Origin of the sequence: Variovorax sp. UC122_21, from assembly GCF_044056785.1 — a bacterium.
In the GTDB taxonomy this organism is placed as follows: domain Bacteria; phylum Pseudomonadota; class Gammaproteobacteria; order Burkholderiales; family Burkholderiaceae_C; genus Variovorax.
The window spans coordinates 2547363-2564241 of the sequence record NZ_CP172004.1; the positions used below are offsets into that span (position 1 = coordinate 2547363).

The window sequence follows — 16879 nt, forward strand, 5'->3', positions numbered from 1 at the left end:
GCGCGTCGATGACAAACGGCCGCTGATGCGGCCGTTTTTCTTTGGAGGGGGGAGCGCTTTCAGTGGCGCGCGGCCGCCGCCGCGTTCGCGGCCTCGATGGTGCGCCGGCGCAGCGGCGCCAGCACCAGCTTGGCCGCGATGCCCGAGCCGATCGAAACCACCGCGACCAGCAGGAACACGCGGTCCCAGTTGCCGCCCGCGGCCAGCACGGTGCCCAGCGGCACGAACAGCGAGGCGGTGCCCTTGGCGGTGTACATGGTGCCGGCGTTGCCGGCGGCGTTCTTGATGCCGAAGGTGTCGGCCACCAGCGCCGGGAAGATCGAGTAGATCTCGCCCCAGAACAGGAACACCAGCGCCGCGAAGGTCATGAAGGCCACCGGCTCGTGGCCGTACTGGCGCAGGCCCAGCAGGGCCAGGCCCTCGCCGATGAAGACGATCAGCATGGTGTTCTCGCGGCCGATCTTGTCCGACACGAAACCGCACAGCGGCCGCGTGAAGCCGTTGGCGAGGTTGTCGATGGCCAGGGTCATGGTCAAAAGCGGCATCGACAGGCCGAGGAAGTGCATCGGCAGCTTGTCGATGTGGTAGTCCTTGGCGATCGGGCCGATCTCGGCGGTGGCCATCAGGCCGCCCGCGGCCACCAGCACGAACAGCAGGTAGGTGAGCCAGAAGACCGGCGTCTTCACCATGCCGGCCGGCGTGTAGTCGACCTTGGTCATCACCAGGCGGGTCTGCGCGATCACGCCGCTGGGCACGAAGGGCTTCACCATGAACATCGACATCACGAAGATGCAGGCGCCCTGCAGGATGCCGAAGTACAGGAAGGTGTGCTCGTAGCCCGAGGACTGGATCATGTTGGCGATCGGGATCACGGTGATCGCCGCGCCGGCGCCGAAGCCCGCGGCGGTGAGGCCCGCGGCCAGGCCTCGGCGGTCGGGGAACCACTTGAGCGCGTTGCCCACGCAGGTGCCGTAGACGCAGCCGGCGCCGATGCCCGAGATCACGGCCGCGACGTAGAGCATCGGCAGGCTGTCGGCATAGGCGTTGATGATCCAGCCGCAGGCCGCGAGGATCGCGCCGCCGGCGATCACCGGCCGCGGCCCGAAGCGGTCGACCAGCCAGCCTTCGATCGGCACCAGCCAGGTCTCGACCACGACGAAGACCGAGAACGCGATCTGGATCGCGGCCAGCCCCCAGTGGTGCTTGGCCTCCATCGGTGCGACGAACAGGGTCCAGCCGTACTGGACGTTGGCGATCATCGCCATGCAGACGATGCCCAGCGCGAGCTGGATCCAGCGCGTGGAGGGATTGCGGGTGGTGGCGGTGCGGGAGGAGGAAGAGGAGGAAGTGGTGGAGGGGCGCAGCGTGCTGCTGCTCTCCACGGCGACGGGCGAGGGTGTGGTCATGACGAACCTGTCCTTTGTCTCTGGGCGAGTCTGTAGTTATGGAAGGTGCTCGGAGCCTTCGCGTGGAGGGCTTCCGAAACGGTTTCCACTGTCGGAGCGTTCGCCTCAAAAACTCTTGACGTGCGTCAATTTCATGCCGACGGCGGCATGCTCGTTCTCCCTTATTCGCTGTCGTGAATGGATGGCCGCGCGGGCCCGCATGCACCGCGCCTCAGCGCAGGAACACGTGCTGCATGAACTGCTGGATCGGGTACTGCACCACCGTCTGCACGCGCGCGGGCAGCTCGAGCGGACGCATCAGCATCTTGAGCGTGGCGCCCGGGCTCAGGTGGGTGCGGATGGTGCGGTTCATGGTGGCGCCGAGGCCGCGCACGTAGACGGCATCGTCGGCGCGCTCGGGCGAGCGCGCGCGCACCACGTGGCGGATCGCGCAGTCGGCGTCCTCGCTCTTGAGTTCCAGCGTGCGCCGGCCAATGGTGCCGAGCACGCGGAAACGGCTCAGCCCCTCCTGCTCGCGGTAGCGGCGGAAGAAGCGGTAGAAGTGCTTGTAGTGGTTGACCTCGTCGGTCGCGATGCGGGTCGCGAGGTCGTGCAGCACGGGCTCGTCGGTGCTGCGCGCCATGGCCTTGTAGTAGGTGGCGGTGCCGGTCTCGACCACGCAGCGCGCGCTCATCTCGAGGCCGCGCGTGGGCGCCAGCAGCTCGACCTTGCAGTAGGTGGCGTACTCCTCGAGGAAGCCGCGGTAGGCCTGCTCCCAGGGGAACTCGGGCCAGACGTATTCGACGTAGGCGCGCAGCGCCTTGCCGTGCTGCAGCTCCTCCTGTTCCCACTGGGTGCTGAGCCAGGCGGTGACTTCCTCATCGCCACGAAAGAAATCGACCAGGTTGTGGGTGTAGAGGTCCGATCCGCTTTCGATGAAGGAGGCGGCGGCCACCAGGTAGAAGAGGTTTTCGTCCGAACGCACCCGGTCGAGTGCGATGCGGGAGAAGTCGAGGTCTTCGATCGTCCAGTGCGCTTCCGCCTCGTGGCTTGCCATGCGTGTTCCTTGATTCATGTCCAGATGAATAGGAGGAGGCCGGCCGCTTTTGGTTCTCGTCGGTCCCCGGATTCGCGTCAGCGCACATATTAGCCCCGTGGCCGGGGCCGTGCAGCGCGGGCCGCGCCCGGGGGCGCCCGGGCCGGGGCGGGGGATTGCATCGGGCCGGACCGCCCGGCGGGCGCCAAACCTATAATCGATTGTTCAAGCAAATCAAGCAGTTAGGCCGGTTCGCCGCAGTGGGTTCGACATGAGGGTCGCCATCGCCGCGCCGCCCTCGACAGAAGACGAATCCAAAGATGAGCCAGCCCACATTCACTGTCGCGGACATCCGCAAGACCTTTCTCGATTTCTTCGCCTCCAAGGGCCACACGGTGGTGGCCTCGAGCCCGCTGGTGCCGGGCAACGACCCGACGCTGATGTTCACCAACTCGGGCATGGTGCAGTTCAAGGACGTGTTCCTCGGTGAAGACAAGCGTCCCTACGTGCGCGCCGCCTCGGTCCAGGCCTGCCTGCGCGCCGGCGGCAAGCACAACGACCTCGAGAACGTGGGCTACACCGCGCGCCACCACACCTTCTTCGAGATGCTGGGCAACTGGAGCTTCGGCGACTACTTCAAGCGCGAATCGCTGCACTGGGGCTGGGAGCTGCTCACGCAGGTCTTCAAGCTGCCGCCCGAGCGCCTGCTGGCCACCGTCTACCACGAGGACGACGAGGCCTTCGACATCTGGACCAAGGAGATCGGCCTGCCGCCCGAGCGCGTGATCCGCATCGGCGACAACAAGGGCGGAAAGTACAAGTCCGACAACTTCTGGATGATGGCCGACACCGGCCCCTGCGGCCCGTGCTCCGAGATCTTCTACGACCACGGCCCGCACATTCCCGGCGGCCCCCCGGGCAGCCCGGAGGAAGACGGCGACCGCTTCATCGAGATCTGGAACCACGTGTTCATGCAGTTCGACATGCAGCCCGACGGCAGCGTCGTCAAGCTGCCGGCGCCCTGCGTCGACACCGGCATGGGCCTCGAACGCCTGGCGGCGATCCTGCAGCACGTGCACAGCAACTACGAGATCGACATCTTCGACGCGCTGATCAAGGCCGCCGCGCGCGAGACCGGCGAGAAGGACCTGCTCAACAACTCGCTCAAGGTGATCGCCGACCACATCCGCGCCACCGCCTTCCTGGTGGCCGACGGCGTGATCCCCTCGAACGAGGGCCGCGGCTACGTGCAGCGGCGCATCATCCGCCGCGCGATCCGCCACGGCTACAAGCTGGGCCAGAAGAAGCCCTTCTTCCACAAGCTGGTGCCCGACCTGGCGCGCCTGATGGGCGAGGCCTATCCGAAGCTGGTGGCCGACGAGAAGCAGATCACCGACACGCTCAAGGCCGAGGAAGAGCGCTTCTTCGAGACGCTGGCGATCGGCATGGAAATCCTCGACACGGCGCTGGCCGGTGGCGTGAAGACGCTGCCGGGCGACGTGGCCTTCAAGCTGCACGACACCTACGGCTTCCCGCTCGACCTGACGCAGGACGTCTGCCGCGAGCGCGACGTGCAGGTCGACGAGGCCGGCTTCAACGACGCGATGCGGCGCCAGAAGGAAGCCGGCCGCGCGGGCGGCAAGTTCAAGATGGAGCGCGCGGTCGAATACAGCGGCGCGGGCAACGTCTTCACCGGCTACGAACACCTCGAGGAAGCGGCCAAGGTGCTGGCCCTGTACCTCGAAGGCTCGGCCGTGCAGGAACTGAAGGAAGGCCAGAGCGGCATCGTGGTGCTCGACACCACCCCGTTCTATGCCGAGAGCGGCGGCCAGGTCGGCGACCAGGGCTTCATCTCGGCCGAGGGCGTGCAGTTCGGCGTCGAGGACACGCTCAAGATCAAGGCCGACGTCTACGGCCACCACGGCACGCAGACCCAGGGCACGCTCAAGGTCGGCGACAGCGTCAAGGCCGCGGTCGACGGCGCGCGTCGTGCCGCCACCATGCGCAACCACTCGGTCACCCACCTGATGCACAAAGCACTGCGCGAGGTGCTCGGCGGCCATGTGCAGCAGAAGGGCTCGCTGGTCGATGCCGACAAGACGCGCTTCGACTTCGCGCACAACGCACCGGTCACGCGCGAGCAGATCCTCGAGATCGAACAGCGCGTGAATGCCGAGATCCTCGCCAACGCCGCCACGCAGGCGCGCGTGATGGACATGGAATCGGCCCAGAAGACCGGCGCGACGATGCTGTTCGGCGAGAAGTACGGCGAGACCGTGCGCGTGCTCGACATCGGCTCGAGCCGCGAACTCTGCGGCGGCACGCACGTGACGCGCACCGGCGACATCGGCCTGTTCAAGATCGTGGGCGAAGGCGGCGTGGCCGCCGGCGTGCGCCGCGTGGAAGCCATCACCGGCGCCAATGCGCTGGCCTACCTGCAGGACCTCGAATCCACCGTGCACAGCGCGGCCGCCACGCTCAAGGCGCCGGCCGCCGAGCTGCAGGGCCGGCTGGCCCAGGTGCTCGACCAGGTCAAGGCGCTCGAGCGCGAGGTCGGTTCGCTCAAGGGCAAGCTCGCCTCGTCCAAGGGCGACGAGCTGCTGGCGCAGGCCATCGAGGTCAAGGGCGTGAAGGTGCTGGCCGCCAAGCTCGACGGCGCCGATGCCAAGACGCTGCGCGACACCATGGACAAACTCAAGGACAAGCTCAAGAGCGCCGCCATCGTGCTGGCCGCGGTCGACGGCGCCAAGGTGCAGCTCGCGGCCGGCGTCACGGCCGACGCGATGGGCAAGGTCAAGGCCGGCGAACTGGTCAACTTCGTGGCCCAGCAGGTGGGTGGCAAGGGCGGCGGCAAGCCCGACCTGGCGATGGCCGGCGGCACCGATGCCGCCGCGCTGCCCGCGGCGCTGCAGTCGGTGCAGGCCTGGGTGACCGAACGCCTCTGATCCCGCGGAAACCGTCGCGATGACCGACACGGTGCCCGGCGAAGTCCTCGTGATGGGCGCGGGCACCATCGGCTGCTTCGTCGGCGGCAGCCTCGCGGCGGCCGGCGCGCCGGTCACCTTCGTCGGGCGTGCGCGCGTGCTGCAGGCGCTGGCCGCGCAGGGCCTGGCGCTGACCGATCTCGAAGGCCGCAAGCACCATCTGCCGGCCGCCGGCCTGCACCTGGTCGACCGGGTCCCGAGCGGCATCAAGCCCGCGCTGGTGCTGCTCAGCGTCAAGAGCGGCGCCACCGCCGAGGCCGCGGCCGAGCTGGCCTTCTCGCTGCCCGCGGGCACGCTGGTGGTCTCGCTGCAGAACGGGGTCTCGAATGCCGCGGTCGCGTCCGAGGCCGGTCCCACGCTCAACGTGGTGCCGGCGATGGTGCCCTACAACGTTGCCGAGCTCGGCCCCGGTGCCTTCCATCGCGGCACACCGGGCCGGCTCGCGGCGCGCGACGACGCGGCGCTGCGGCCCTGGCTGCCGGTGTTCGAGCGCGCGGGCGTGCCGCTCGACCTGCATGCCGACCTGCGGCCGATCCAGTGGGGCAAGCTGCTGATCAACCTCAACAACCCGGTCAATGCGCTGTCGGGCCTGCCGCTGCGCGAGCAGCTGATGCAGCGCGGCTACCGGCGCTGCTTCGCGGCGCTGATGGACGAGGGCCTGCGCGTGCTGCGCCAGGCCGGCATCGCGCCGGCCCAGGTCACGGCCGTGCCGCCGAACCGGCTGCCGGGCCTGCTGCGGCTGCCCGACTGGCTGTTCCGCATCGTCGCCGCGCGCATGCTGCGCATCGATGCCAAGGCGCGTTCCAGCATGGCCGACGACCTCGCGCTCGGCCGGCGCACCGAGATCGATGCGCTCAGCGGCGAGATCGTGCGGCTGGCCGAGGCCTGCGGGCTCGAGGCACCGCGCAACGCGCGCATGGTCGAACTGCTCGAGGCCTGGCCCGAGGCGCGCCAGCGCTTCTCGGCACGGCAGTTGCAAGACGCTTTGAAGCTCTAAGTCGGCCGCTGTACCCTCGCGGCATGCCGGTCTCGGCAGCGGGAGGTCTTCGATGCGGGTTCTGGTCCTGGGCAGCGGTGTCATCGGCACCTCGGTGGCGTACTACCTGGCGCGCGACGGCCACGAGGTGACGGTGCTCGAGCGCCAGCCGGCGCCCGCGCTCGAAACCAGCTTCGCCAACGCGGGCGAGGTCTCGCCCGGCTATTCGGCGCCCTGGGCCGGGCCCGGCGTGCCGCGGAAGGCCGTCAAGTGGATGCTGATGCAGCACAGCCCGCTGGTCATCAAGCCGATGCTCGACCCGGCGATGTGGCGCTGGGGGCTCGCGATGCTGCGCAACTGCACGCAGGCGCGCTACGAGGTCAACAAGGCGCGCATGGTGCGGCTGGCCGAATACAGCCGCGACTGCCTGAAGGCGCTGCGCGCCGACACCGGCATCGCCTACGACGAGCGCATGCAGGGCACGCTGCAGCTGTTTCGCAGCCAGCAGCAGCTCGACGGCAGCGCCAAGGACGTCGAGGTGCTGAAAGCCTCGGGCGTGCCCTACCAGCTGCTCGACCGCGACGGCTGCGTGGCGTACGAGCCCGCGCTGGCCGCGGTGCGCGAGAAGTTCGTCGGCGGCCTGCGGCTGCCGGGCGACGAGACCGGCGACTGCTTCAAGTTCACGCAGGCGCTCGCGGTGCTGGCCGAGGGCCACGGCGCCAGCTTCCGCTTCGGCGTGAACATCGACGCCATCGAGCACGACGGCGGCGGCGTGACCGCGGTGCGCACCGATGCCGGGGCGCTTCGTCGCCGACCGCTACGTGCTCGCGCTCGGCAGCTACTCGCCCGCGCTCGCCAGGCCGCTGGGCATCGACCTGCCGGTGTACCCGGTCAAGGGCTTCTCGATCACGGTGCCGATCGCCGACCCGGCGGGCGCGCCCGAATCCACCGTGATGGACGAGACCTTCAAGGTCGCCGTGACCCGGCTCGGCGAGCGCATCCGCGTCGGCGGCACGGCCCAGCTCTCGGGCTTCGACCTGCGCCTCGATGCCGGCCGGCGCGACACGCTCGAGCACGTGGTGACCGATCTGTTCCCGCGCGGCGGCGACGTGGGCACGGCCAGCTTCTGGACCGGCCTGCGCCCGATGACGCCCGACGGCACGCCCGTGATCGGCGCCTGCCGCCTGCCGAACCTGCTGCTGAGCACGGGCCACGGCACGCTGGGCTGGACCATGGCGGCCGGCACCGGCCGCGTGATGGCCGACCTGGTCGGCGCGCGCGCACCCGAGATCGACATGGAAGGGCTGACGGTCGCGCGCTACGGCGGCTGAGCGGCACCGGTGCCACCGGGCAGGGCGGTTCCGGAAGGAGCCGCCCTGTTTTTGCATGGGCAAAGCCGACTAGGGTTTCTACCTAGTCATCAAGTTGTCTCGTTCGTTATCCTTCGTGGCGTTCCATTAATAAATCGTTGTTTCATTAGTAAAACAAACGGCGATTCACCGAACTCCACGAACCCATGTCCCTCACTCGCCGCCTTGCCCTCGCCGCCGCCGTCTGCGCGGCCGCCGCCAGCGCCACCGGCCTCGCCTGGGCCGACGCCTATCCGGCCAAGCCGATCACGCTGGTGGTCGCCTATCCGGCCGGCGGCGACACCGACGCGCTCGCGCGGCTGTTCGCCGAGAAGCTCGCCACGCGCGTCGGCCAGCCGGTGCTGGTCGACAACCCGGCCCGGCGCCAGCGGCATCATCGGCAGCGCCTTCGTGTCGAAGGCCGCGCCCGACGGCTACACGCTGCTGCTCGCGCCCAGCACCTTCTCGATCGCGCAGCTGGTGCTCAAGACCGGCGGCACCTCGGGCTACGACGTGCTCGCGGGCTTCACGCCGATCGTGCAGACCGGCAGCCAGCCGCTGTTCCTGGTGGCCGGCGCCGGCAGCGGCTTCGCGAGCCTGAAGGACGCGGTGGCCGCGGCCAAGCCCGGCAAACCGCTCGGCTACGCGAGCCCGGGCAGCGGCTCGCCGATGCACATCCTCGGCGAGATGTTCGCGCGCGCCTCGGGCGCCAGCCTCGCGCACGTGCCCTACAAGGGCGTGGCGCCGGCGGTCAACGACGTGCTCGGCGGCCACGTGCCCGTCACCTTCATCACGCTGGGCCCGGTGGCGCCGTACTTCGCCAACGGCAAGCTGCGCGCGCTGGCCGTGGCCTCGGCCCAGCGCACGCCGCTCGCGCCCAACGTGCCCACGCTGGCCGAGCAGGGCTACAAGGACGTCGAGGTGACGGCCTGGAACGGCCTCTGGGGCCCGCGCAACCTGCCGCCCGAGATCGCGAAGACGCTCAACGGCCACTTCAACGAGATCCTCCGCATGCCCGAGATCGTCTCGCGTATGTCCGTGCTCGGCACCACGCCCGTGGGCGGCGAGGCCGAGCTGCTTGGCAAGACCAACGCCGCCGACTACGCGCGCTTCGGCAAGGTCATCAAGGAGCTCGGCATCCAGGCCGACTGAACACCCCATGACCGAACTCAAGACCACCGCCGATCCCCGCCAGCCTGCAGGCGCTGCTGGCCGAACTGCCGGCCAACCTGCTGGCCGGCCGCCGCGTGCTCGTCACCGGCGGCGCGCGCGGCCTCGGCCTCGCGTTCGCGCAGTGCATCGCCGCGGCCGGTGCCGGCGTGGTGCTGGCCGACATCCTCGGCGAGCAGGCCGAGACCGAAGCGAAGGCGCTGCGCGACGCCGGCCGCCAGGCGCATGCGCTGGCCATCGACCTCGCGGACCCGGCCTCGATCGAGGCCGGCGCCGCCGAGGCGATCCGGCTGCTCGGCGGGCTCGACGGCCTGGTCAACAACGCCGCCATCACCAACTCGGGCGGCCGCGACGCGCACCAGCTCGAGATCGACACGTGGGACCGCGTGATGGCCGTCAACGTGCGCGGCAGCTGGCTCATGGGCCGCGCCTGCCGCGCGGCGCTGGCCGAGAGCGGCCGCGGCGCCGTCGTCAACCTCGCCTCCGACACCGCGCTGTGGGGCGCGCCCAACCTGCTGGCCTATGCCTCGAGCAAGGGCGCGGTGATCTCCATGACGCGCTCGCTGGCGCGCGAATGGGGCGGCGACGGCATCACCGTCAACGCCGTGGCGCCGGGCCTCACGCTGGTCGAGGCCACCGAGTACGTCGCCGATGGCGCGCCACCAGAAATACCTCGAGGGCCGCGCCATCCCGCGCGAACAGCAGGCGGCCGACGTCTGCGGCGCCACCGTGTTCCTGCTCTCCGGCCTCGCGCGCTTCGTGACCGGCCAGCTGCTGGCCGTCAACGGCGGCTTCGCGATGCACTGAATCCCTTCCTCTTCGACCCAGGAGTCCCACACCATGAGCGATCTGTCCGAACAGCAAAAGATCAACGATGCCGGCACCAGCAGCCTGGCGCAGCCCGCAGGCAGCAGCCTCGCCGAGTGGATGGACAGCCGCATCGCGCGCTATTCGACCCGCAAGTACGACTGGGACGCGCTGAAGTTCCAGGCCGATTTCGATCCCAAGTTCCGCCGCGCCCAGATGCGCTACGTGGGCACGGGCGGCACCGGCGTCGCCAAGGACGTCAACACCGTGCCGGCCGAGCACTTCACCTTCTCGACCATGGTGATCCCGGCGGGCCACGAAGGCCCGCCGCACCTGCACACCGACGTGGAGGAAGTGTTCTTCCTGATCCGCGGCAAGCTCAAGGTGGTGATCGAGAAGGACGGCGAGCGCTTCGAGACCATCATGACCGACCGCGACCTGATCTCGGTGCCGCCCGGCGTCTACCGCGAGGAGATCAACATCGGCGACGAGGACGCGCTGATGTGCGTGATGCTCGGCGCCAAGAAGCCGGTGACCCCGACCTATCCGGCCGACCACCCGCTGGCCAAGATCAAGCGTTGAGCGCGACGGCCATGCAGACCCTCGATACCCAGGCCTCGATGCCGCCCGCTGCCGAGCTGGCGCGGCTCGATGCGCGCTTCGCGGCCCGCGAGGTCGCGGTCGCGGGCGGTGCCGTGGTGTCGGTGCGCGAACGCGGGCAGGGCCCGGCGATCGTCTGCCTGCATGGCATCGGCTCGGGCGCGGCCTCGTGGCTCGAGGTCGCCGAACTGCTCGCACCCGAGGCGCGCCTGATCGCCTGGGACGCACCGGGCTACGGCGCATCGACGCCGCTCGAGGCCGATGCACCGGCGGCCGCCGACTACGCGGCGCGCCTGGGCGCCTTGCTCGATGCGCTGCGCATCGAGTCCTGCGTGCTGCTCGGCCATTCGCTCGGCGCGATCGTCGCCGCCGCGGCCGCGCGGCGCGATGCGCGCATCCGCCGGCTCGTGCTGGTCAGCCCCGCGATCGGCTACGGCGCCGCGCAGCGCGCGGAGGCGCGCGCCAAGGTCCGCGCCGAGCGGCTCGCCACGCTCGAGCAGCTCGGCATCGCCGGCATGGCCGCGCAGCGCGCGGGCCGGCTGGTGTCCGACCAGGCCAGCGAGTCCGCGCGCCAATGGGTGCGCTGGAACATGGCGCGCCTGAACGACCGCGGCTACCGCCAGGCCGTCGAGCTGCTGTGCAACGCCGACCTGCTGGCCGAGCTGCCGCCGCCGATGCCGGTGCGCGTGGCCTGCGGCGCGCTCGATGCCGTCACGCCGCCCGCGGCCTGCGAGGACGTGGCGCGGCGCTGCGGCGTGGCGCTCGAATTGGTGGACGATGCGGGCCACGCCGGCTACGTGGAGCAACCGCGGGCCGTCGCCGCGCTGCTGCGCGAATCGCTCGCGCACTGAGCGCCATCACCCCCTATCCAACGAAGGAAATCAAGAGACATGGCCACCAACGACAACGACGCGATGGAAGAGGGCGCGGACCGCTACAACGTGCCCGCGCTCGAGCGCGGACTGCGCGTGCTGTGCGAGTTCAGCCGCGAGAGCCGCACGCTCTCGGCGCCCGAGCTGGCGCGCCGCTTCGACCTGCCGCGCTCGACCGTGTTCCGCCTGCTCACCACGCTCGAGAACATGGGCTTCCTCGAGCGCGCCGAGGGCGGGCGCGACTACCGCCTGGGCCTGGCCGTGCTGCGCCTGGGCTTCGAATACCTGGCCTCGCTCGAGCTCACGCAGCTCGGCACGCCGCTGCTCAACCGCCTCTGCGAGGAGTTGCGCACGCCCTGCAACCTGGTGGTGCGCGACGGCCGCTCGATCGTCTACGTCGCCAAGGTCGCGCCGCCCACGCCCTTCGCGAGCTCGGTCACCGTGGGCACGCGGCTGCCGGCCCATGCCACGGTGCTGGGCCGCATCCTGCTGGAAGACCTGACCCTGCCGCAGCTGCGCGCCCTCTATCCTGAGGACAAGCTCGAGACCTTCTCGCCGAGCACGCCGAAGACCGTCAACGAGCTGTTCGACATGGTGCAGGCCGACCGCCAGCGCGGCTACGTGCTCGGCGAGGGCTTCTTCGAATCGAACATCTCGACCATCGCGGCGCCGGTGCGCGACCACGGCGGCCACATCGTGGCGGCGCTGGGCGCCACCATCACCTCGGGCCACATCGACGAGAACCGCATGGACGAGATGGTGCAGCGCGTGCGCGGCACGGCCGACGAGATCTCGGGCCTGCTCAACTATTCGCCCGCGCGCGCCGCCAAGGTGGTGCCGCTGCGCAGCGCCTGAGATCCATGGCTGCTTCTTCTTCCTCTTCCTTCTTTGCCGCCGATGCGCTGGCCGGCCGCGTGGCCGTGGTCACGGGCGGGTCGTCGGGCATCGGCCTGGCCACGGTCGAGCTGCTGCTGGCCTGCGGCGCCGCGGTCGCGCTGTGCGGCCGCAATGCCGAGCGGCTCGATGGCGCCGTGGCCGGCCTGCGCGCGCGCTTTCCCGCGGCGCGGCTGTTCGCGCAGCCCTGCGACGTGCTCGATGCCGCCGCGGTGCGCGCCTTCGCGGCCGCCAGCGAGGCCGCGCTGGGCCCGGCCTCGATGCTGGTCAACAACGCGGGGCAGGGCCGGGTCTCGACCTTCGCCGACACCGACGACGAGGCGTGGACGCAGGAGCTGCACCTGAAGTTCTTCTCGGTGATCCATCCCACGCGCGCCTTCCTGCCGCAGCTCGCGGCGCAGCGCGCCGTGCTCGGCGACGCCGCCATCGTCTGCGCCAACTCGCTGCTGGCGCGCCAGCCCGAGCCACACATGGTCGCGACCTCGGCCGCGCGCGCGGGCCTCCTGAACCTGGTGCGCTCGATGGCGACCGAGTTCGCGCCGCAGGGCGTGCGCGTCAACGGCATCCTGATCGGCCTGGTCGAGTCGGGCCAGTGGCGCCGCCGCTTCGAGGCGCGCGAAGACAAGTCGCTGGACTGGGCCGCCTGGAGCGGCCAGCTCGCCAAGACCAAACACATCCCGCTGGGTCGCCTGGGGCTTCCGACCGAAGCCGCGCGCGCGATCCTGTTCCTCGCTTCCCCCCTCGCTTCCTACACGACGGGCAGCCACATCGACATCTCCGGAGGCCACTCCCGCCATGCATAACCCCCAGAACAACAACAGCCCCGTGACCGTGGGCGCGGTCGTCGCCGCCTTCCTCGAGCAGTGCGGCGTCAAGGCCGCCTTCGGCGTGATCTCTATCCACAACATGCCGATCCTCGACGCCTTCGCGCAGCGCGGCACGATCCGCTTCGTCTCGGCGCGCGGCGAGGCCGGCGCGGGCAACATGGCCGATGCCTATGCACGCTCTACCGCGAGCCTGGGCGTGTGCATCACCAGCACCGGCCCGGCCGCGGGCAACATCGCGGGCAGCCTGGTCGAGGCGCTGACCGCCGGCGCGCCGCTCTTGCACATCACGGGGCAGATCGAGACGCCCTACATCGACAAGGGCATGTCGTACATCCACGAAGCGCCCGACCAGCTCACCATGCTCAAGGCGGTGTCGAAGGCGGCGCTGCGCGTGCGCAGCATCGAGACCGTGCTCGGCACGCTCAAGCGCGCGGTGCAGCTCGCGCTGACGGCGCCCACCGGCCCGGTCAGCGTGGAGATCCCGATCGACATCCAGTCGGCGCTGACCACCATGCCGGCCGACCTGTCGCCGCTGCCGATCGAGCGGTCCGTGCCCTCGGCGGCCGGGCTCGATGCGCTGGCCGCGCGGCTCGCCGCCGCGAAGCGTCCGCTGCTGTGGATTGGCGGCGGCGCGCGCCATGCCCGCGCCGCGATCCAGCGGTTGCAGAAGCTGGGCTTCGGCGTGGTCACGACCACGCAGGGCCGCGGCACCGTGCCCGAGGACGATGCCGGCTCGCTCGGCGCCTACAACATCCAGAAGCCGGTCGAGGCCTTCTACCAGAGCTGCGATGCGCTGCTGGTCGTCGGCTCGCGGCTGCGCGGCAACGAGACGCTCAAGTACGAACTCAAGCTGCCGCGCCCGCTCTACCGCATCGATGCCGACGCGGCCGCCGAAGGCCGCTGCTATGCCTCCGAGGCCTTCGTCTGCGGCGACTCGGCGCTCGCGCTCGAGGGCCTGGCCGATCGCCTCGAGGCGGCGGGCTACCGCGCCGACCCCCAACTGCTGGTCGACCTGCGCGCCGCGCACGACCAGGCGGTGGCCACGCTGCGCGACGGCCTCGGCCCCTACGCCGAACTCGTGCGCCGCCTGCAGTCGGCGGCCGGCCGCCAGTTCAACTGGGTGCGCGACGTGACGGTCTCCAACAGCACCTGGGCAACCGCGAGCTGCGCATCTTCGAACCGAGCACCGGCGTGCATGCCACGGGCGGCGGCATCGGGCAGGGCATGCCGATGGCGATCGGCGCGGCCATCGGTGCCGCGGTCACCGGTTCGGGCCGCAAGACCTTCTGCCTGGCCGGCGACGGCGGCTTCATCCTCAACCTCGGCGAGCTGGCCTGCATGGTGCAGGAGAAGGCGCCGATGGCCATCGTGCTGATGAACGACCAGAGCTACGGCGTGATCAAGAACATCCAGGACGCGCAGTACGGCGGCCGCCAGTGCTATGCCGAGCTGCACACGCCCGACTACGAACTGCTGTGCCGGTCGATCGCGCTGCCGCATGCGCGCGTGAAGGACCTGGCCGAGCTGCCGGCGCGGCTCGACGAGGCGCTGTCCACCGACGGCCCCTTCCTGCTCGAGATCGACATGCTGTCGATCGGCGGCTTCAAGACCAGCTTCGCGGGCCCGCCGACCAACACGGTCACGCAGATTCCCGCGCTCGGCACGGCAAAGTGACAGCGAGCGAGGCCCGATCCATGACCGCCCCCACGCGCATCGCCCTGGTCGGCTGCGGCGCCATCGGCACCGCGGTGCTCGAACTGCTGCGCGACGACCCGGCCCTGCAGGTGACGACCGTCGTCGTGCCCGCCGACGGCGCCGACGCCGCGCGCCAGGCCGCGCCCGGCGCGCAGGTGCTCGCCGCGGTGCCGGCCGAAGGCATCGACCTCGTGGTCGAGACCGCGGGCCATGCGGCCATCGAGCAGCACGTGCTGCCGGCGCTGGAACGCGGCACGCCCTGCGTGGTCGCCTCGGTGGGCGCGCTGTCGGCGGCAGGCTTCGCCGAACGGCTCGAGGCCGCGGCGGTCGCGGGCCGCACCCAGGTGCAGCTGATCCCGGGCGCCATCGGCGCGATCGACGCGCTGGCCGCGGCCCGCATCGGCGGCCTGGCCAGCGTGCGCTACACCGGCCGCAAGCCGCCGAAGGCCTGGAAGGGCACGCCGGCCGAGCAGGGCCGCGACCTCGATGCGCTGGCGCAGGCCACCGTCATCTTCGAGGGCAGCGCGCGCGAGGCGGCCTTGCTCTATCCGAAGAACGCCAACGTCGCGGCCACCGTCTCGCTCGCGGGGCTGGGGCTCGACCGCACGCAGGTGCGGCTGATCGCCGACCCGGCCACGGCCGAGAACGTGCACACCGTCGAAGCCGAGGGCGCCTTCGGCAGCTTCGAGCTGACCATGCGCAACAAGCCGCTCGCGGCCAATCCCAAGACCTCCGCGCTGACCGTCTACAGCGCCGTGCGCGCGCTGCGCAACCGCGTCGCGGCGCTCGCCATCTGAGCCACCCCATGATTTCTTCCGAACTTCTTCCGATCTGCATCGCCGGCGAATGGCGCCTGGGCGGCGGCGACATCTACGAGAGCCTGTACCCGGCCACCGGCGAGCCGATCGCGCGCCTGCGCGCCGCGAGCCTGGCCGACGTCGAGGAGGCCATCGCGGGCGCCGACCGGGCCTTTCGCACCAGCGGCTGGGCCCAGCGCCTGCCGCACGAGCGCGCCAGCGTGCTGCACCGCGTGGCGCAGCTGATCCGCGACGAGGCCGAGTCGCTGGCGCAGAAGCAGCGTCTCGACAACGGCAAGCCGATCAACGAGACGCGCAACCTCGTGGCGAGCGCCGCGGGCACCTTCCAGTTCTTCGCGGCCGCGCTCGAGACGCTCGAGGAACGCATCACCCCGTCGCGCGGCGCCTTCGTCACGATGAGCGTGCACGAGCCCATGGGCGTGGTCGCGGCGATCACGCCGTGGAACTCGCCGATCGCGAGCGAGGCGCAGAAGCTCGCGCCCGCGCTGGCGGCCGGCAATGCCGTGGTGGTGAAGCCCGCCGAGGTCACGCCGCTGATGGCGCTCGAGCTGGCGCGCATCTGCGAACAGGCCGGCGTGCCCAGGGGCATCGTCAGCGTGCTGCCGGGCCGTGGCTCGGTGATCGGCGATGCGATCACCAAGCATCCGCTGGTCAAGCGCGTGTCCTTCACCGGCGGCACCACCACCGGCAAGCACATCGCCCACATCGCGGCCGACAAGATGATGCCGGTGTCGCTCGAGCTCGGCGGCAAGTCGCCGACCATGGTGCTCGAGGACGCGGACCTCGACCATGCGGTCAACGGCGTGCTCTACGGCATCTTCAGCTCGTCGGGCGAATCGTGCATCGCGGGCTCGCGGCTGTTCGTGGCGCGCGGCATCTACGACGAGTTCCTTACGCGGCTGGCCGAGGGCGCGAACGCGCTGCGCGTGGGCGACCCGGCCTCGGAGCGCACGCAGATGGGCCCGCTGATCACGGCGAAGCACCGCGAGGGCATCGAGCGCTACGTCGAGCTCGGCGTGTCCGAGGGCGGCCGCATCCGCACCGGCGGCGTGCGCCCGCAGGGCGCCGGCTACGACAGCGGCTACTTCTACCGGCCGACCATCATCGAAGGCCTGGACAACGGCGCGCGCACCAGCCAGGAGGAGATCTTCGGCCCGGTGCTGGTCGCGATGCCCTTCGACGACGAGGCCTCGCTGATCGCGCAGGCCAACGACAGCGTCTATGCGCTGGCCGCGGGCGTGTGGAGCCGCGACTTCAAGCGCGCCTGGAAGCTCGGCCGCGCGGTGCAGGCCGGCACGGTCTGGGTCAACACCTACAAGCAGTTCTCGGTCTCCACTCCGTTCGGCGGCTGGCGCGACAGCGGCCTGGGCCGCGAGAAGGGCCGCGAAGGCATCTTCCAGTACATGGAGCAGAAGAGCATGTACTGGGGCACCAACGAACAACCGCTCGCGTGGGCGAACTGAACA

10 protein-coding genes and 4 pseudogenes are annotated in these 16879 nt (G+C 70.5%); 12 read left to right on the top strand and 2 right to left on the bottom strand.

Translation table 11 applies throughout. The features are described 5' to 3' along the window. Positions 1–59: 59 nt before the first annotated feature. On the bottom strand, positions 60–1406 hold the full coding sequence (oxlT, locus tag ACHMXE_RS24320; protein WP_395351844.1) for an oxalate/formate MFS antiporter: 1347 nt from the start codon (positions 1404–1406) through the stop codon (positions 60–62). 211 nt (positions 1407–1617) lie between these two features. After that, on the bottom strand, positions 1618–2442 hold the full coding sequence (locus ACHMXE_RS24325; protein ID WP_209542665.1) for a ferritin-like domain-containing protein: 825 nt from the start codon (positions 2440–2442) through the stop codon (positions 1618–1620). A gap of 299 nt (positions 2443–2741) precedes the next feature. Between ACHMXE_RS24325 and alaS the strand changes: the two genes are divergently transcribed. From alaS to ACHMXE_RS24385, 12 genes and pseudogenes are all read left to right on the top strand, one after another. Next, positions 2742–5366 carry an alanine--tRNA ligase gene (alaS, locus tag ACHMXE_RS24330; protein ID WP_395351846.1) on the top strand — a complete coding sequence of 875 codons (2625 nt, stop codon included), beginning with the start codon at positions 2742–2744 and terminating at the stop codon, positions 5364–5366. A gap of 19 nt (positions 5367–5385) precedes the next feature. Continuing rightward, on the top strand, positions 5386–6402 hold the full coding sequence (locus ACHMXE_RS24335) for a 2-dehydropantoate 2-reductase (protein ID WP_395351848.1): 1017 nt from the start codon (positions 5386–5388) through the stop codon (positions 6400–6402). Between the two features lie 52 nt (positions 6403–6454). Then, a pseudogene (locus ACHMXE_RS24340) lies at positions 6455–7712 on the top strand (D-amino acid dehydrogenase). Between the two features lie 185 nt (positions 7713–7897). Then, positions 7898–8882, top strand: a pseudogene (locus ACHMXE_RS24345) (Bug family tripartite tricarboxylate transporter substrate binding protein). Between the two features lie 53 nt (positions 8883–8935). Further along, positions 8936–9707 (top strand): annotated as a pseudogene (locus ACHMXE_RS24350) (SDR family oxidoreductase). Between the two features lie 33 nt (positions 9708–9740). Then, entirely contained in the window at positions 9741–10289 is a 549-nt protein-coding gene (locus tag ACHMXE_RS24355; protein WP_395351850.1) for a cupin domain-containing protein, read from the top strand. 11 nt (positions 10290–10300) lie between these two features. Beyond that, on the top strand, positions 10301–11158 hold the full coding sequence (locus ACHMXE_RS24360; RefSeq protein ID WP_395351852.1) for an alpha/beta fold hydrolase: 858 nt from the start codon (positions 10301–10303) through the stop codon (positions 11156–11158). A gap of 39 nt (positions 11159–11197) precedes the next feature. Continuing rightward, positions 11198–12034, top strand: a complete 837-nt coding sequence (locus tag ACHMXE_RS24365; RefSeq protein WP_203201511.1) for an IclR family transcriptional regulator — start codon at positions 11198–11200, stop codon at positions 12032–12034. A gap of 5 nt (positions 12035–12039) precedes the next feature. After that, entirely contained in the window at positions 12040–12876 is an 837-nt protein-coding gene (locus ACHMXE_RS24370) for an SDR family oxidoreductase (protein WP_395351855.1), read from the top strand. After that, positions 12869–14574, top strand: a pseudogene (locus ACHMXE_RS24375) (thiamine pyrophosphate-binding protein). The gene ACHMXE_RS24370 and the pseudogene ACHMXE_RS24375 overlap by 8 nt, the downstream one beginning before the upstream one ends. 20 nt (positions 14575–14594) lie before the next feature. Beyond that, positions 14595–15392, top strand: a complete 798-nt coding sequence (locus tag ACHMXE_RS24380; RefSeq protein ID WP_395351857.1) for an aspartate dehydrogenase — start codon at positions 14595–14597, stop codon at positions 15390–15392. Positions 15393–15400: 8 nt separating this feature from the next. Then, positions 15401–16876 (top strand): aldehyde dehydrogenase, encoded by a 1476-nt coding sequence (locus ACHMXE_RS24385; protein WP_395351859.1) that lies wholly within the window; start codon positions 15401–15403, stop codon positions 16874–16876. Positions 16877–16879 lie beyond the last annotated feature (3 nt).

Bases quoted from the DNA above. Each gene is read 5' to 3' on its own strand.
- alaS (WP_395351846.1), top strand. From the start codon at position 2,742: ATGAGCCAGCCCACATTCACTGTCGCGGACATCCGCAAGACCTTTCTC.
- ACHMXE_RS24325 (WP_209542665.1), bottom strand. From the start codon at position 2,442: ATGGCAAGCCACGAGGCGGAAGCGCACTGGACGATCGAAGACCTCGAC.
- ACHMXE_RS24380 (WP_395351857.1), top strand. From the start codon at position 14,595: ATGACCGCCCCCACGCGCATCGCCCTGGTCGGCTGCGGCGCCATCGGC.
- ACHMXE_RS24385 (WP_395351859.1), top strand. From the start codon at position 15,401: ATGATTTCTTCCGAACTTCTTCCGATCTGCATCGCCGGCGAATGGCGC.
- ACHMXE_RS24355 (WP_395351850.1), top strand. From the start codon at position 9,741: ATGAGCGATCTGTCCGAACAGCAAAAGATCAACGATGCCGGCACCAGC.
- ACHMXE_RS24365 (WP_203201511.1), top strand. From the start codon at position 11,198: ATGGCCACCAACGACAACGACGCGATGGAAGAGGGCGCGGACCGCTAC.
- ACHMXE_RS24370 (WP_395351855.1), top strand. From the start codon at position 12,040: ATGGCTGCTTCTTCTTCCTCTTCCTTCTTTGCCGCCGATGCGCTGGCC.
- oxlT (WP_395351844.1), bottom strand. From the start codon at position 1,406: ATGACCACACCCTCGCCCGTCGCCGTGGAGAGCAGCAGCACGCTGCGC.
- ACHMXE_RS24335 (WP_395351848.1), top strand. From the start codon at position 5,386: ATGACCGACACGGTGCCCGGCGAAGTCCTCGTGATGGGCGCGGGCACC.
- ACHMXE_RS24360 (WP_395351852.1), top strand. From the start codon at position 10,301: ATGCAGACCCTCGATACCCAGGCCTCGATGCCGCCCGCTGCCGAGCTG.